General features: G+C 61.9%; 13 protein-coding genes. 7 read left to right on the top strand and 6 right to left on the bottom strand.

The window, feature by feature from the left end; genetic code table 11:
• The first annotated feature begins 33 nt into the window (after positions 1–33).
• The 6 genes from ACA049_RS09895 (at position 34) to ACA049_RS09870 (ending at position 6,455) form a co-directional block, all read left to right on the top strand.
• Positions 34–2,484 (top strand): heavy metal translocating P-type ATPase, encoded by a 2,451-nt coding sequence (locus ACA049_RS09895; protein ID WP_497335006.1) that lies wholly within the window; start codon positions 34–36, stop codon positions 2,482–2,484.
• Positions 2,485–2,506: 22 nt separating this feature from the next.
• Positions 2,507–2,725 carry a cbb3-type cytochrome oxidase assembly protein CcoS gene (gene ccoS, locus ACA049_RS09890; protein WP_497335004.1) on the top strand — a complete coding sequence of 73 codons (219 nt, stop codon included), beginning with the start codon at positions 2,507–2,509 and terminating at the stop codon, positions 2,723–2,725.
• Positions 2,718–3,401, top strand: a complete 684-nt coding sequence (locus tag ACA049_RS09885; protein ID WP_497335002.1) for a sulfite exporter TauE/SafE family protein — start codon at positions 2,718–2,720, stop codon at positions 3,399–3,401. Before ccoS ends, ACA049_RS09885 begins: the two co-directional genes overlap by 8 nt.
• 190 nt (positions 3,402–3,591) lie before the next feature.
• Entirely contained in the window at positions 3,592–4,974 is a 1,383-nt protein-coding gene (gene hemN, locus ACA049_RS09880; RefSeq protein ID WP_497336803.1) for an oxygen-independent coproporphyrinogen III oxidase, read from the top strand.
• Positions 4,975–5,092: 118 nt separating this feature from the next.
• Positions 5,093–5,827, top strand: coding sequence for a fumarate/nitrate reduction transcriptional regulator Fnr (fnr, locus tag ACA049_RS09875; RefSeq protein WP_109628922.1), 735 nt, complete (start codon positions 5,093–5,095; stop codon positions 5,825–5,827).
• A gap of 79 nt (positions 5,828–5,906) precedes the next feature.
• Positions 5,907–6,455: an adenine phosphoribosyltransferase gene (locus tag ACA049_RS09870; RefSeq protein ID WP_497335000.1), complete on the top strand. Its 549-nt coding sequence runs from the start codon at positions 5,907–5,909 to the stop codon at positions 6,453–6,455.
• Positions 6,456–6,583: 128 nt separating this feature from the next.
• On the opposite strand, the gene ACA049_RS09865 is transcribed toward ACA049_RS09870, so the two are convergent.
• From ACA049_RS09865 to dnaX, 5 genes are all read right to left on the bottom strand, one after another.
• Positions 6,584–7,732 carry an acyl-CoA dehydrogenase family protein gene (locus ACA049_RS09865; RefSeq protein WP_497334998.1) on the bottom strand — a complete coding sequence of 383 codons (1,149 nt, stop codon included), beginning with the start codon at positions 7,730–7,732 and terminating at the stop codon, positions 6,584–6,586.
• A 174-nt stretch (positions 7,733–7,906) separates the two neighbouring features.
• A complete protein-coding gene (recR, locus tag ACA049_RS09860; protein ID WP_497334996.1) occupies positions 7,907–8,509 on the bottom strand; it encodes a recombination mediator RecR in 603 nt (200 codons plus the stop codon).
• A 65-nt stretch (positions 8,510–8,574) separates the two neighbouring features.
• A complete protein-coding gene (gene curA, locus ACA049_RS09855) occupies positions 8,575–9,609 on the bottom strand; it encodes an NADPH-dependent curcumin/dihydrocurcumin reductase (RefSeq protein WP_497334994.1) in 1,035 nt (344 codons plus the stop codon).
• A gap of 265 nt (positions 9,610–9,874) precedes the next feature.
• The gene (locus ACA049_RS09850) at positions 9,875–10,213 is read right to left on the bottom strand and encodes a YbaB/EbfC family nucleoid-associated protein (protein WP_109628912.1); all 339 of its coding nucleotides are present in this window, start codon (positions 10,211–10,213) and stop codon (positions 9,875–9,877) included.
• Between the two features lie 65 nt (positions 10,214–10,278).
• Positions 10,279–12,360: a DNA polymerase III subunit gamma/tau gene (dnaX, locus tag ACA049_RS09845; protein ID WP_497334992.1), complete on the bottom strand. Its 2,082-nt coding sequence runs from the start codon at positions 12,358–12,360 to the stop codon at positions 10,279–10,281.
• A 144-nt stretch (positions 12,361–12,504) separates the two neighbouring features.
• Between dnaX and ACA049_RS09840 the strand changes: the two genes are divergently transcribed.
• Positions 12,505–13,254, top strand: a complete 750-nt coding sequence (locus ACA049_RS09840) for a substrate-binding periplasmic protein (protein WP_497334990.1) — start codon at positions 12,505–12,507, stop codon at positions 13,252–13,254.
• Positions 13,255–13,397: 143 nt separating this feature from the next.
• Here ACA049_RS09840 and ACA049_RS09835 read toward each other — a convergent pair whose 3' ends face one another.
• Positions 13,398–15,098 (bottom strand): putative bifunctional diguanylate cyclase/phosphodiesterase, encoded by a 1,701-nt coding sequence (locus ACA049_RS09835; RefSeq protein ID WP_497334988.1) that lies wholly within the window; start codon positions 15,096–15,098, stop codon positions 13,398–13,400.
• Positions 15,099–15,173: the final 75 nt, after the last annotated feature.

Genomic DNA, 15,173 nt, shown 5'->3' with positions numbered 1-15,173 from the left:
TGAGGCCCTTCCGGACGATATAGACTTCACCTCATGACCACTCCACTCCCCTGCTACCACTGCGCCCTGCCCGTCCCGGCCGGCAGCCGCTTCACCGCCGCCGTCCTCGGTGAAACCCGTGAGTTCTGCTGCCCGGGTTGCCAGGCCGTGGCTGAGGCGATTGTGGCCGGTGGTCTGGAAAGCTATTACCAGCATCGCAGCGAATCATCGGCCAACCCCGAAGCCTTGCCGGTGCAGTTGGTGGATGAGTTGGCGCTCTACGACCGTGCCGACGTGCAAAAGCCCTTCGTACGCCACGACGGCGAGCTCGCCGAAACCACCCTGTTGATGGAAGGCATCAGCTGCGCCGCTTGCGGCTGGCTGATCGAGAAGCACCTGCGCGCCTTGCCGGCGGTGGCCGAGGCGCGACTGAACCTGTCCAACCATCGCCTTCACGTACGCTGGGCCGACGCGCAATTGCCGTTGAGCCAGGTACTGAGCGAATTGCGGCATATTGGCTACGCCGCGCACCCCTATCAAGTCGACCGCGCCAGCGAACAATTGGCCAGCGAAAACCGCCTGGCCTTGCGCCAACTTGGCGTCGCCGGGCTGCTGTGGTTCCAGGCGATGATGGCGACCATGGCCACCTGGCCGGAATTCAACATCGACTTGAGCCCCGAGCTGCACACCATCCTGCGCTGGGTCGCGCTGTTCCTGACCACGCCAATCGTGTTCTACAGCTGTGCGCCGTTCTTCAAAGGGGCGATGCGCGATTTGCGCACCCGCCACCTGACCATGGATGTGTCGGTGTCATTGGCGATCGGCAGTGCCTACATCGCCGGGATCTGGACCTCGATCACCGGCGTCGGCGAGCTGTACTTCGATGCGGTGGGGATGTTCGCGCTGTTCCTGCTGGCCGGGCGTTATCTGGAACGTCGCGCCCGGGAACGCACCGCCGCCGCCACCGCACAGCTTGTAAACCTGTTGCCCGCCTCGTGCCTGCGCCTGAGTGCCGATGGCCAGAGCGAACGAATCCTGCTCAGCGAACTGCGCGTCGGCGATCAAGTGCTGGTGCACCCGGGCGCGATCCTCCCGGCCGACGGCAAGATCCTCGAAGGCCAGTCGAGCATCGACGAATCCCTGCTCACCGGCGAATACCTGCCGCAACCGCGCACCCAGGGCGATGCGGTCACCGCCGGCACCCTGAACGTCGAAGGCGCGTTGACCGTGGAAGTGCTGGCGCTGGGCCAGGACACGCGGCTGTCAGCCATCGTCCGCCTGCTGGACCGCGCCCAGGCCGAAAAGCCGCGACTGGCGGAAATCGCCGACCGCGCCGCGCAATGGTTCCTGTTGCTGTCATTGATCGCAGCAGCGGCGATCGGCCTGTTGTGGTGGGAACTGGATTCGTCGCGAGCCTTCTGGATTGTCCTGGCGATGCTCGTTGCAACGTGCCCGTGCGCCTTGTCGCTGGCCACGCCGACCGCCCTCACCGCCGCCACCGGCACCCTGCACAAGCTTGGTCTTTTGTTGACACGCGGTCATGTGCTGGAAGGTCTGAACCAGATCGACACAGTGATTTTCGACAAGACCGGCACGTTGACCGAAGGTCGCCTGGCGTTGCGCTCGATCCGCCCGCTCGGCGCGCTCGACAGCGATCAATGCCTGAGTCTCGCCGCCGCCCTGGAAAACCGTTCCGAACACCCGATCGCCCGCGCATTTGGCCGGGCACCGCTGGCAGCCGAGGAAGTCCTCAGCACGCCGGGGCTTGGCCTCGAGGGCCTGGTCGGCACGCAACGCTTGCGCATCGGCCAGCCGGGTTTTGTCTGCGAACTCAGCGGCGCTGTCGTGCCGGAGATGCCCGACGAAGCCGGCCAGTGGCTGCTACTCGGCGACAGCCAAGGGCCACTGGCGTGGTTTGTCCTCGATGACCGTTTACGCGCCGATGCCCCAGCGCTAGTGGAAGCCTGCAGGGCCCGTGGCTGGCGCACATTGCTGCTGTCGGGCGATACCTCACCGATGGTCGCCAGCGTCGCCGCGGAACTGGGCATCGACGAAGCCCGGGGCGGTTTGCGCCCCGATGACAAATTGCAGGTCCTGCAACAGCTGCACAAGGAAGGCCGCAAGGTGTTGATGCTCGGTGACGGGGTCAATGATGTGCCGGTGCTGGCCGCTGCCGACATCAGCGTGGCCATGGGTTCGGCCACCGACCTGGCGAAAACCAGTGCCGATGCCGTGTTGCTGTCCAACCGTCTCGATGCGCTGGTGCAAGCCTTCAGCCTGGCGCGGCGCACCCGCCGGGTAATCATCGAGAACCTGCTGTGGGCCGGGCTGTACAATGGCCTCATGTTGCCGTTCGCCGCCCTCGGCTGGATCACCCCGGTATGGGCTGCGGTCGGCATGTCCATCAGTTCGTTGACCGTGGTGCTGAACGCCCTGCGCCTGACTCGCCTGCCGAGCGCGCCTGCCGCCCGCACCACGCCAGAAACCCGCCCGCTGCCGGCCTGAGCCGCGCGGGCATGGAGTCCAGATGCCAGCTCTCTACGTGATGATCCCGGCCGCGCTGCTGATCGTGGCCATCGCTATTTATATCTTCTTCTGGGCGGTCGACAGCGGTCAGTACGACGACCTCGACGGCCCGGCCCACAGCATTCTGTTCGACGATCAGGACCCGAATCACAAGGCAGCCGTCGACGAAGCCAGCGGTCATCCGGTCAAACCGGACGAAAAGGCACCGCCTCATGCTTGAGTTGGCGCCACTGCTGGTGTCTGCGGTGATTCTCGGCCTTCTCGGCGGCGGGCATTGCCTGGGCATGTGCGGCGGCCTGATGGGCGCGTTGACCCTGGCGATTCCCAAGGAGCAGCGCAGCCGCCGCTTTCGACTGTTGCTGGCGTACAACCTGGGGCGAATTCTCAGCTATGCCACGGCCGGTCTTTTGATCGGCTTGGCGGGTTGGGCGGTGGCCAACAGCCCGGCCGCCATGTTTATGCGTGTAATCGCCGGATTGCTGTTGATCGCCATGGGCCTGTACCTCGCCGGTTGGTGGAGCGGCCTGACCCGGATCGAAAGCCTCGGACGCGGCCTGTGGCGGCATATCCAGCCGGCTGCCAACAAACTGCTGCCAGTGTCGAGCCTGCCCCGCGCTTTGCTGCTGGGCGCGCTGTGGGGCTGGTTGCCGTGCGGGCTGGTTTACAGCACGTTGCTGTGGGCGGCGAGCCAGGGTAATGCGCTGGACAGTGCATTGCTGATGCTCGCATTCGGCCTCGGCACCTGGCCGGTGCTGCTGGCCACCGGGCTGGCGGCGGAGCGGGTTACGGCGTTGTTGCGCAAACGCAGTGTGCGCATGGCGGGTGGGTTGCTGGTGATGCTGTTCGGGATATGGACGTTGCCGGGGCCGCATCAGCATTGGTTGATGGGGCATTAAGATCAAAAGATCGCAGCCTCGTTTCACTCGACAGCTCCTACATTGACCGCGTGTCTCTTGTAGGAGCTGTCGAGTGAAACGAGGCTGCGATCTTTTGATCTAGACACCCGTTGATGCAAATCAAGATGCCTCACCGCCCCACCCCATAGACTCGCTGACACTGCCAGCCTATCCGGGGAATGCCCGCATGATGCTCGACGCCATTCGTTGGGACACCGATCTGATCCGCCGTTACGACCTGGCGGGGCCGCGCTACACCTCTTACCCCACCGCCGTGCAATTCGACGGACAGGTCGGCACCTTCGACCTGTTCCACGCCCTGCGCGACAGCCGCAAAGCCCTGCGCCCATTGTCGCTGTACGTGCACGTGCCGTTCTGCGCGAACATTTGCTACTACTGCGCCTGCAACAAAGTCATCACCAAGGACCGTGGCCGCGCCCTGCCCTACTTGCAGCGCCTTGAGCAGGAAATCCAACTGATCGCCTGCCACCTCGACCCGGCACAGAAAGTCGAGCAACTGCACTTCGGCGGCGGCACCCCGACTTTTCTCAGCCACGACGAACTGCGCCAGTTGATGGCTCATCTGCGCAAGCACTTCAACCTGCTGGACGACGATTCCGGCGACTACGGCATCGAGATCGACCCGCGCGAAGCCGATTGGTCGACCATGGGCCTGCTCCGGGAACTGGGCTTCAACCGGGTCAGCATTGGCCTGCAAGACCTCGACCCGGCGGTGCAGCGGGCGGTCAATCGCCTGCAAAGCCTGGAAGAAACCCGCGCCGTGATCGACGCCGCCCGGACCCTGCAATTTCGTTCGATCAACATCGACCTGATCTACGGCTTGCCGAAGCAGACACCGGACAACTTCGCCCGCACGGTCGACGAAGTCATCGCGCTGCAACCGGATCGGCTCTCGGTGTTCAACTACGCGCACCTGCCGGAACGCTTCATGCCGCAACGGCGGATCAACAGCAACGAGCTGCCGACGCCGGCGCAGAAGCTGGAAATGCTCCAGCGCACCATCGAACAACTGACTGCTGCCGGTTACCGCTACATCGGCATGGACCACTTCGCCCTGCCCGACGATGAACTGGCGATCGCCCAGGAAGAATCGACCTTGCAGCGCAACTTTCAGGGCTACACCACTCACGGTCATTGCGATCTGATCGGTTTAGGGGTGTCGGCCATCAGCCAGATCGGCGACCTCTACTGCCAGAACAACAGCGATTTGAACCAGTATCAGAACACGCTGGCCTCCGCCCAACTGGCAACCAGCCGTGGTCTGCTGTGCAACGCCGATGACCGCGTGCGGCGTGCGGTGATTCAGCAGTTGATCTGTACGTTCAACCTGGAGTTTGCAGACATCGAACAGGCGTTCAACATCGATTTTCGCGGTTACTTCGGTGACCTGTGGCCTCAGCTACAGACCATGGCCGACGACGGCTTGATCAGCCTCGACAATGAGCGAATCAACGTACTGCCCGCCGGTCGCTTGCTGGTGCGATCGGTGTGCATGGTCTTCGATGCCTATCTGCAACAACACAATCACCAGCGGTTTTCGCGAGTGATCTAGCTTGCCGGATAGCAAAATGCTGGCTTTACGACCCTGCGGCAAAATCGCCGCGTGCCTGAATGTCCTCCCGTGAGTTACCCTTACGGCTTATGTGTGTTTTCCCACAAGGATTGAAGAAATGTCCGAGCCAGTAAAACTGCGCGCTCACAGCCAGGCCCATTGCAAGGACTGCAGCCTGGCCCCCCTCTGCTTGCCACTTTCTCTGAATCTGGAAGACATGGAAGCGCTGGACGAGATCGTCAAACGGGGCCGCCCGCTGAAAAAAGGCGAGTTCCTGTTCCGCCAGGGCGACACCTTCGATTCCGTTTATGCAGTACGCTCCGGGGCGCTCAAGACCTTCAGCCTGAGCGACGGCGGTGAAGAACAGCTCACCGGTTTCCACTTGCCGAGCGAACTGGTCGGCCTGTCCGGCATGGACACTGAAAAACACCCGGTTTCGGCGCAAGCCCTGGAAACCACGTCGGTGTGCGAAATCCCCTTCGAACGCCTCGACGAACTGGCCCTGCAACTGCCGCAACTGCGTCGTCAGCTGATGCGGGTCATGAGCCGCGAGATTCGTGACGATCAACAAATGATGTTGCTGCTGTCGAAGAAAACCGCCGACGAGCGTATCGCCACGTTCCTAGTCAACCTCTCGGCACGCTTCCGCGCTCGCGGTTTCTCGGCCAACCAGTTCCGCCTGAGCATGTCGCGCAACGAAATCGGCAATTACCTGGGCCTGGCGGTGGAAACCGTGTCCCGGGTGTTCACGCGCTTCCAGCAAAACGAACTGATCGCCGCCGAGGGCAAGGAAATCCACATCCTCGACCCGATCCAGCTCTGCGCCCTGGCCGGTGGCTCGCTCGAAGGCTGATGGCAACAATTGCGGCTGAGCGAAACGGTTCAGCCGCCGTTATACTGCGACGTTTGCAGCCTGCCAGGACACCTTGACGATGGTCTTCGACTCCTTCGACATCAAATCCCTGATCCGCCCCGTGATCGACTTCCCCAAGCCGGGCGTGATCTTTCGCGACATCACGCCGTTGTTCCAGTCGCCCACGGCCCTGCGCTTTGTGATGGACAGCTTCGCGCATCGTTATGTCGAGGCGGACTTCACGCATATCGGCGCCATGGATGCCCGTGGTTTCCTGATCGGCTCGGTGCTGGCCTATCAGTTGAACAAGCCGTTGGTGCTGTTCCGCAAGCAAGGCAAACTGCCGGCCGACGTGTTGGCCGAAGGTTACGCCACCGAGTACGGTGAAGCCTTTCTCGAAGTGCACGCCGACAGCTTGTGCGAAGGCGACTCGGTGGTGATGTTTGATGATTTGATCGCCACCGGCGGCACGCTGATCGCAGCGGCGAACCTGATTCGGCGCATGGGCGCGCGGGTTCATGAAGCGGCGGCGATTATTGATTTGCCGGAACTGGGTGGGTCGCAGCGGCTGGAAGAGATGGGGATTCCCACGTTCTGCCTGACGCAGTTTTCGTTGAGCGAGAAGTAAGGAGGCGCCTTCAAGGGCCTCTTCGCGAGCAAGCCCGCTCCCACAATTGATCGAGTTGTCCAAGCGGACGCGGTCTAAATGTGGGAGCGGGCTTGCTCGCGAAAGCGCCCTCTGCAACACCGCAGGACTCAAAGCCCCATCTGCTTGCTGATGATCTCGTTCATCACTTCCCGCGTCCCGCCGCCGATCGACAGAATCCGGTTATCCCGGTACAGCCGCTCCACCAGGCTTTCCCGCATGTAACCCAAGCCACCCAACATCTGCACCGCATCCGTGGTAATCCGGTCAGCCGTGTCGGTCGCGAAGTTCTTGGCCATGGAAATCTCCTTGATCACGCTCTGCCCCGCCGCCATCTTCGCTGCCTGACGGTAAGTGAACTCCCGTGACACCTCCAATGCCGTGGCCATTTCCGCGAGCCGATGTTTGAGCACCTGGAATTTGCCGATGGGTTTGCCAAAGGCTTCACGCTGACGCGCCCACTTCAGGCTTTCCTCCAGCGCCAGCTGCGCCGTCATGTTGGCCATCAATGCCAACGCCAGGCGTTCACTCTGGAAGTTGCCCATGATGCAGGCGAAGCCCATGTTTTCGGCGCCGATCAGATTTCCTACAGGCACCCGGCAATCATCGAAGAACAATTCGGCCGTGTCCGACGCCCACCAGCCCATTTTCTTCAACTGCCGGCCGACAGTGAAACCCGGCGTGCCCTTTTCGATCAGCAGCAGACTGATGCCGCCGAAACCCGGCTCACCGGTACGCACCGCAACGGTATAGAAATCGGCGCGAACGCCACTGGTGATAAAGGTTTTACTGCCGCTGACCCGGTAGACGTCGCCGTCACGCATGGCGCGGGTTTGCAGGTTGGCGACGTCGGAGCCACCGCTGGGTTCGGTGACGGCCAGTGCGCTGATCTTCTCGCCGGCCAGCACGGGCGGCACGACGCGGTCACGGACTTCAGGCCTGGCCCACTTGAGAATCGGTGGCAGGCCGATGTCCAGCGAACCGAGGCCGGCCACCAGACCGCCAGAGCCGCAACGCATCAGTTCTTCGCTGGCCGCGACCTTGGCAAACAGATCACCTTCATGGCTGCCGCCCAGAGATTCGGGATAACCGATCCCCAGGATCCCCGCCGCACCGGCCTTGAGGTAGAGCTCGCGGGGAAAGCTTTCAGCTTCTTCCCACTGGTCGATGTCCGGAAGGATCTCGCGTTCGACGAAACGTCTGACGCTGTCACGGACCAATTGGTGGCTGGGATCGAAGTATTCCTGAAAGGCAGGCATCGGCGAACTCCACTGAAGGTTCAGCGAAGTTAACCGAGCGCTTGCTTGGTTTTCAACAGGATTGTGTGAATCAGATGGACCGAGTTGCGCCCTTCGCGGGCAAGCCTCGCTCCTACAGGGTCACCGGCACCTCTGTAGGAGCGAGGCTTGCCCGCGATGGCGCCAGTTCAAGCACTACAAGGCAATCGGCTTACGCCCCGCAAACGAATGCGCCAACGTCCCGCCATCCACCAGTTCCAGCTCGCCACCCAGCGGCACACCGTGGGCAATACGCGAGGCAATCAAACCTTTGTTGCTCAGCAACTGCGCGATGTAATGCGCCGTCGCCTCACCTTCCACGGTCGGGTTGGTGGCCAGGATGACCTCGGCAAACGTGCCCGCCTCTTCAATCCGCGCAAGCAGCTGCGGAATACCGATGGCCTCCGGCCCCAGCCCGTCAAGCGGCGAGAGATGGCCCTTGAGTACAAAGTAGCGACCACGGAAACCAGTCTGCTCCACGGCGTAGACGTCCATCGGACCTTCCACCACGCAGAGCAAGGTGTCGTCACGGCGCGTGTCAAAACATTGCGGGCAGAGGTCGTCTTCGGTCAGCGTGCGGCACAACCGGCAATGCCCCACCCCTTCCATGGCCTGGCTCAGCGCCGACGCCAGTCGCGAACCACCGCTGCGATCACGCTCCAGCAGTTGCAGCGCCATGCGCTGGGCGGTTTTCTGACCGACACCCGGCAAAATTCGCAGGGCGTCGATCAGTTGGCGAATCAAAGGGCTGAAGCTCATGGGGAAACGTCCGACAAATCAACGAGACGCGGTTTATACCCGCGCCTCTGTATAGCGTCAATTATTCAGTCCTGCGCGACCCGCACCACCAGTTTGCCGAAGTTGCGTCCTTCCAGCAGACCGATGAAGGCCTCGGGGGCATTCTCAAGGCCATCGACCACGTCTTCGCGGAACTTGACCTTGCCGTCCCGCACCCACGGCGCCATGGCACTGACGAACTCTGGCTGACGATCACCGTAGTCGTCGAACACGATAAAACCCTGGATGCGCACGCGCTTGGTCAGCAACGTGCGTTGCAATTGCGGCAGGCGATCCGGGCCGGTCGGTGCTTCGTGGGAGTTGTAGGAAGCGATGAGGCCGCACAGTGGAATCCGCGCCTTGGCATTCAGCAGCGGCACCACCGCGTCGAACACCTTGCCGCCGACGTTCTCGTAGTAGATATCGATCCCTTCGGGGCAGGCCTGAGCCAGTTCCTCGGCGAAGTTCGGGCTCTTGTGGTCGACACAGGCATCAAAGCCCAATTCCTCCACCACGTAGCGGCATTTTTCTGCACCACCCGCCACGCCCACGACGCGCAGGCCTTTGATCTTCGCCACCTGGCCGACCACCGAACCCACCGCGCCCGACGCGGCCGCGACCACCAGGGTTTCGCCGGCGTTGGGCTGGCCGATGTCCATCAGGCCCATGTACGCGGTCATGCCCGGCATGCCCAGCACACCCAAGGCCATCGACGGGCTCGGCAACCCGGACGGCACCGGAATGATATTGCGGCCATCGCTGATGCTGTGGCTTTGCCAACCGGTGGCGCCCACCACCAGGTCGCCTTCGTGGAATTTCGGATTCAGCGAACGCTCGACGCGACTGACAGCGCCACCGGTCATCACCTCGCCGATTTCCACCGGAGCGGCGTAGGACGGCGCGTCACTCATGCGACCACGCATGTAGGGATCCAGCGACAGGTATTGCGTCTTGAGCAGGATCTGACCGTCGGTCAGGTCCGGCAGTGCTTCCCGTTCCAGGCGGAAATTCTCCGGCGTCGGTGCGCCGACGGGGCGGGACGCCAGGACGATACGTTGGTTGAGGGTCAATGCGTCTGGCATGTGAGCGTCTCCTGTGATCGATGAATTCGGCGGTATAGGGGAGCAGACCTTTGTGATGGTGTGGCGTTCGATGTTTCGTCAGTTGTACCGAAGTGAATTCTTCGCGGGCAAGCCTCGCTCCTACAGGTTCACCTGCGCTTCTGTAGGAGCGAGGCTTGCCCGCGAAGGCTGCCTTACAGGCACTACATTTCCAACTGACAGAAACAAAAATGCCAGGCGCACTGCCTGGCATTTTTTTGTAGCTCATCCGACGCGCTTTGGCGAATCAGAACGGCAGTTTCATACCCGGTGGCAGTTGCATGCCAGCGGTCATGTTGCCCATTTTGTCTTGGCTGTTGGCTTCGATCTTGCGCACGGCGTCGTTGACGGCGGCGGCGAACACGGCCTCCAGCATTTCCTTGTCGTCTTCGCTCAGGCCTTCAACCAGGCTTGGGTCGATGGTCACGCGCTTGACGTCGTGACGACCGGTCATCACCACGGTGACCATATCGCCGCCGGCTTTGCCGGTGACTTCGGCGTTGGCCAGTTCTTCCTGCATCTTGGCCATTTTTTCCTGCATCTGCTGCGCCTGCTTCATCAGGCCGGCCATGCCACCTTTCATCATGGGAATCACCTCAAAAGTACTTGGATTAAACAGCGCCCGGCCCTTGGGCCAAACGCCTTCAGTTATTAGCCCTGACTGACCAGGGCTTCGACAGGTTCAATAGTATCGTTGCGGACCACCGCACCGAACTGCTGCATCATTTGCTGGATGAACGGATCACCGTGGATCGACTCCTCGGCCTCGCGCTGACGGTTCGCACGACGACGGGACGCAGCCTGGGCCGGGGTTTCCTGCTCAGGCTTGATCAGCTCCATGTTCAGGGTCAGCGTACGCCCGTGAAACTGGTTCAACGCATCGTTGAGACGGCGTTGCTGGGTCGCGTTGAACAAGGCGCTGTGGGCCGGGTCCAGGTGCATCAGCCAGTTGTCGCCATCGACCGCGATCAGGGTGCAGTTGGCGGCGATGCTGCCGGTCATGCCGGAGATCGGCAGTTTCGGAAACAACTCCAGCCATTGCAGGGCCAGACCGGTAGCGGGCATGGCGGCCGGCTCGGGCTCGGGTTCCGGCACGGGTTCGGCGGTGTGTTCGCTGGCCAGTTCATCGAGGTAGCTGTAGGCCGAATCCATGTCTGGCTCGATGTAGTCTTCGTCCAGCGGCGGCTCGTCATCCAGGTCCACGCCCGGAGTAGCGGCGTCGACGTCGGCCACCGAGGGTTCCGGGATCGGCGCAGCGGCCCACTCCGGCGCGTCCGGCACCACGCTGTCAGGCGTCGGCAACGGCATCGGCGGCAGATCGGGCTGTTCGCTGGCGGTTTCCAGGACCGGCTCGACGGCGGGTTGCTGGACGGGCTCCGGTTCGACCGGGTCATTCCACGGCAAGTCGACCACTGCTTCGACCGCGACGGGCTCAACCACAGGCTCGGCCACGACAACGGGTGCAACCGGTTCAGGCGCTGGAGCAGCAACCACCGCAGCAACGGGTTCAGGCACAGGCGCAACGGGTGCAACTGCCGCAGCGACTACCGGCGCCACAACCGGCGCGGCAGCCACTGAATTTGCGGAATCAACTGTGGCCTGGCTGATCCCCACTGGCTTTAGCGGTTGCCTCGGGGCGTCGGCCGTGTCCGCCGGTCGGAACGCGAGCATTCGCAACAGGACCATCTCGAAGCCACCACGCGGGTCCGGCGCCAGCGGCAAATCGCGGCGGCCGATAAGGCCCATCTGGTAATAGAACTGCACGTCTTCGGCCGGCAAGGCTTGAGCCAGCGCCAACACTCGATCACGGTCGCCGTGGCCATTGTCGACGCCTTCAGGCAAGGCCTGGGCGATAGCGACACGGTGCAGCACGTTGAGAATTTCCGAGAGCACGCCGTTCCAGTCCGGGCCTTGTTCAGCCAAATGGCGGACGGCTTCGAGCAGCGCCTTGGCGTCGCCTTCGATCAACGAATGCAGAACATCGTAGACCTGACCGTGATCGAGCGTGCCGAGCATGGCCCGCACGTCGGCGGCCATGACCTTGCCTTCACCGAAGGCGATGGCCTGGTCGGTCAGGCTCATGGCGTCACGCATCGAGCCGTCAGCGGCACGACCCAGCAGCCACAGTGCGTCGTCTTCGAACGGCACGTTCTCGACGCCCAGCACATGGGTCAAATGCTCGACCACGCGCTCCGGCGTCATGTTCTTCAGGGAGAACTGCAGGCAGCGCGAGAGAATGGTTGCAGGAAGTTTCTGCGGGTCAGTCGTCGCCAGGATGAACTTGACGTAGGGCGGCGGCTCTTCAAGGGTTTTCAACAGCGCATTGAAGGAATGGCTGGAGAGCATGTGCACTTCGTCGATCAGGTAGACCTTGAAGCGCCCGCGGCTCGGCGCGTACTGCACGTTGTCGAGCAGTTCGCGGGTATCTTCGACCTTGGTCCGGCTCGCGGCGTCGATCTCGATCAGGTCGACAAAGCGGCCTTCATCGATTTCGCGGCACACCGAACACTCGCCGCAAGGCGTCGAAGTGATACCTGTTTCACAATTCAGGCATTTGGCGATGATGCGCGCGATGGTGGTCTTGCCGACCCCGCGTGTACCGGTGAACAGGTAGGCGTGGTGCAGCCGCTGGCTGTCCAAGGCATTGATCAGAGCCTTGAGCACATGGGTCTGGCCGACCATTTCGCGGAACGAGCGCGGACGCCATTTACGTGCAAGAACCTGATAACTCATCGAAAACCGTCGCAACGAAGGAACAGAAGCGGCTAATGCTAGCGGAGCAAGGCCAAAATTGCATCCGGTGCGCTCGTCTAATCTGGCTAAGATGCACTTTGGGGGGCTTTTATCGGCTCAGGTTTGCGACGTACCGGAGCGTTTATGCGTTTTGCCTTGGGGGCACTGCTGTGGATAAGCCTGAACGTCGCCGCCGCCGAGGCGCCGCTGCGTTTCGTAGTGCCCGACAGTTGGGCGATGCCGATGGTGCACCTGGAACGCGGGCAAGTGACCCAGGGCATCCTGTTTGACGTGATGCTCAGCCTCGCGACCCAGGTCGGCGTGCCGGCCGAAATTCATGTGCTGCCGCGGGCGCGGGTGCAAAGCGCCATGGAACACGGCGAGGTCGACGTGCGCTGCTATGCCGCGCAGTCCTGGCTGCCGAATCAGTCCGGCGACTACATCTGGAGCATTCCACTGTGGTTTCAACGCGACATGCTGATCAGCCGGCAAGATCCGCTACCCTCGGTTGTGCCGGCGAACTTGTCGCGACAAGCCATCGGCACCGTACTCGGCTACAGTTACCCGACGTTGCAACCCTTTTTCGATGCCGACCGACTGCACCGCGAAGACGCGCGAAACCAGGAACAGGTGCTGGAAAAACTCCACGCCGGGCGCTATCGCTATGCCGTGAGCAATCAATGGACGCTGGACTGGTTCAATCAACGCCTGCTGCCCGACCGACAACTCAAAGGCGTGGCAGTGCTGCAGGAACAGAGCGTCGGCTGCTACGTGCGTAACGACCCCAAGGTGCCGGTGCAACGTATATTGCGCACGCTGCTGCGGATGAAAATGTCGGGGGAGATTGATGACATTATTCGGCTTTATATAGGCTCGGAACCCGGTACACCGTAAGCGATCTTTCTGAAAGACAGTGGACCATTGTGGGAGCGGGCTTGCTCGCGAAAACAGTGTGTCATTCAACATTGGTGTCGACTGATACACCGCTTTCGCGAGCAAGCCCGCTCCCACAGGGGTTCAGCGGTGGTCGAAAAAGTTCAGCCCACCTGATCCAGCGCCTGCCATTGCGGCGGCGCGACAAACCCGGCGACCCACGCCGGCACATCGGCAGGCGGCATTGGCCGGGCAATGAAATAGCCTTGAGCCACTTCACACCCCAGTCGCAACAGCAACTCCCCGTGCTCGATACTTTCCAGCCCTTCGGCAATCACCTGTCGGCCAAACGCCCGGGCCAGACCGATCACCGCGGTGGTCAGCGCCAGGTCATCGCGATCATCCAGAATGTCGCGCACAAACGATTTATCAATCTTGATGGTTTGGGTGCGCAAACGCTTGAGGTAACTGAGCGACGAATAGCCGGTGCCGAAATCGCCCAGAGAAAACTGCACCCCCAATGCCTGACAGGCCTGCAAGCAGGCGCTGACGTGCTGGATATTCTCGATCGCGACTGACTCGACGATCTCCAGGTCGAGCATCTGCGGCGCAACGTTGGCATGCCGGGCGAGGACGTGCTTGAGCCGGTCGACGAAATCGGCGCGCTGAAAATGCCGTGCCGCGATATTAATGCTGATCGGCCAGCCCTGCCCCGCCTGCTGCCAGCGGTGCAACTGCGTCAGCACCTGATCCATCACCCATTCACCGATGTCGACAATAAGGTCGGTCTCTTCCACCAGTGGCAAAAACTCCCGGGCCGGCACCATGCCGTTCTGCGGATGTTCCCAGCGCAACAGCGCCTCGAAGCCGACCACCACACCCAGGCGCATATTGACCTTGGGCTGGAAATGCAGTCGCAACTCATCGGCAGCCAGCGCCTGGCGCACGCGCTCGACCGTCTGGTGAGTGGCCTTGACCTCCTGATCCCGGGACACATCGAACAGATGGAATCGGTTGCGCCCGCGCTGCTTGGCCACGTACATGGCCTGATCGGCGTGACGCAACAGGGTTTCGGCATCTTCTTTGTCGAAGGGAAACAGCGTGACGCCGATGCTGGCGTATACATTGATGTCCTTGCCATGCAAGGTGTACGGCGCCGAAATTGCCCCCAGCACCCGGTTCAGCGCCGCGCGCAATTCCGGCAGGTCCCGCACGTAACGCAACACCAGAACGAACTCGTCGCCGGCCAACCGCGCCACCACATCTTCGCCACGCACGATCTGGCGCAAGCGCTTGGCCACTTCTACCAGCAATTGATCGCCACTGGCGTGACCGTAGCCGTCGTTGACCGCTTTGAAGCCGTCGAGGTCGAGCATGCACACGGCGAGCGGGATGTTTTCCTGCCGGGAAAACTCCAGCGCCTGGTCCAGCAGATCCGAGAGGAACGCACGATTGGGCAGCCCGGTCAGCACGTCGTGCCCGACCCGCCATTGCAGTGAGTGCAACAACTGGCGTTTTTCGCTGACGTCGAAACGAATCGACAAGTATCGATCAACCCGTCCAGTGGCGTCGTCGAGTACCGGCACCATGGTGCTTTCGACCCAGTACAGGCTGCCGTCCTTGGCGCGATTGCAGATATCGCCCTTCCAGACCTCGCCCAGCGCGATGGTGCGCCACATGCCGGCGAAGAACTCCGTGGTGTGCACGCCGGAATTGAGGAGACGATGGTTTTGCCCGAGCAATTCGTCGCGGCTATAGCCGGACACGGCGCAGAACTGATCATTGACGTGGGTGATCCGGCCGCTCAGGTCGGTCTCGGAAAAAATGGCGGCGGCATCCACGGCCCTGCGGTATTTCTCATCCATGAATCAGGCTCGCTGTCGCTAGCGGTGGGACTGCGCAAACACGTTTTCACTCCATGACCCGCATTTGATGACCGC

This window comes from Pseudomonas sp. LBUM1662, assembly GCF_059695915.1.
The sequence above is the reverse complement of the archived record's forward strand: the minus strand, read 5'-3'. Positions and strand labels throughout refer to the sequence as shown.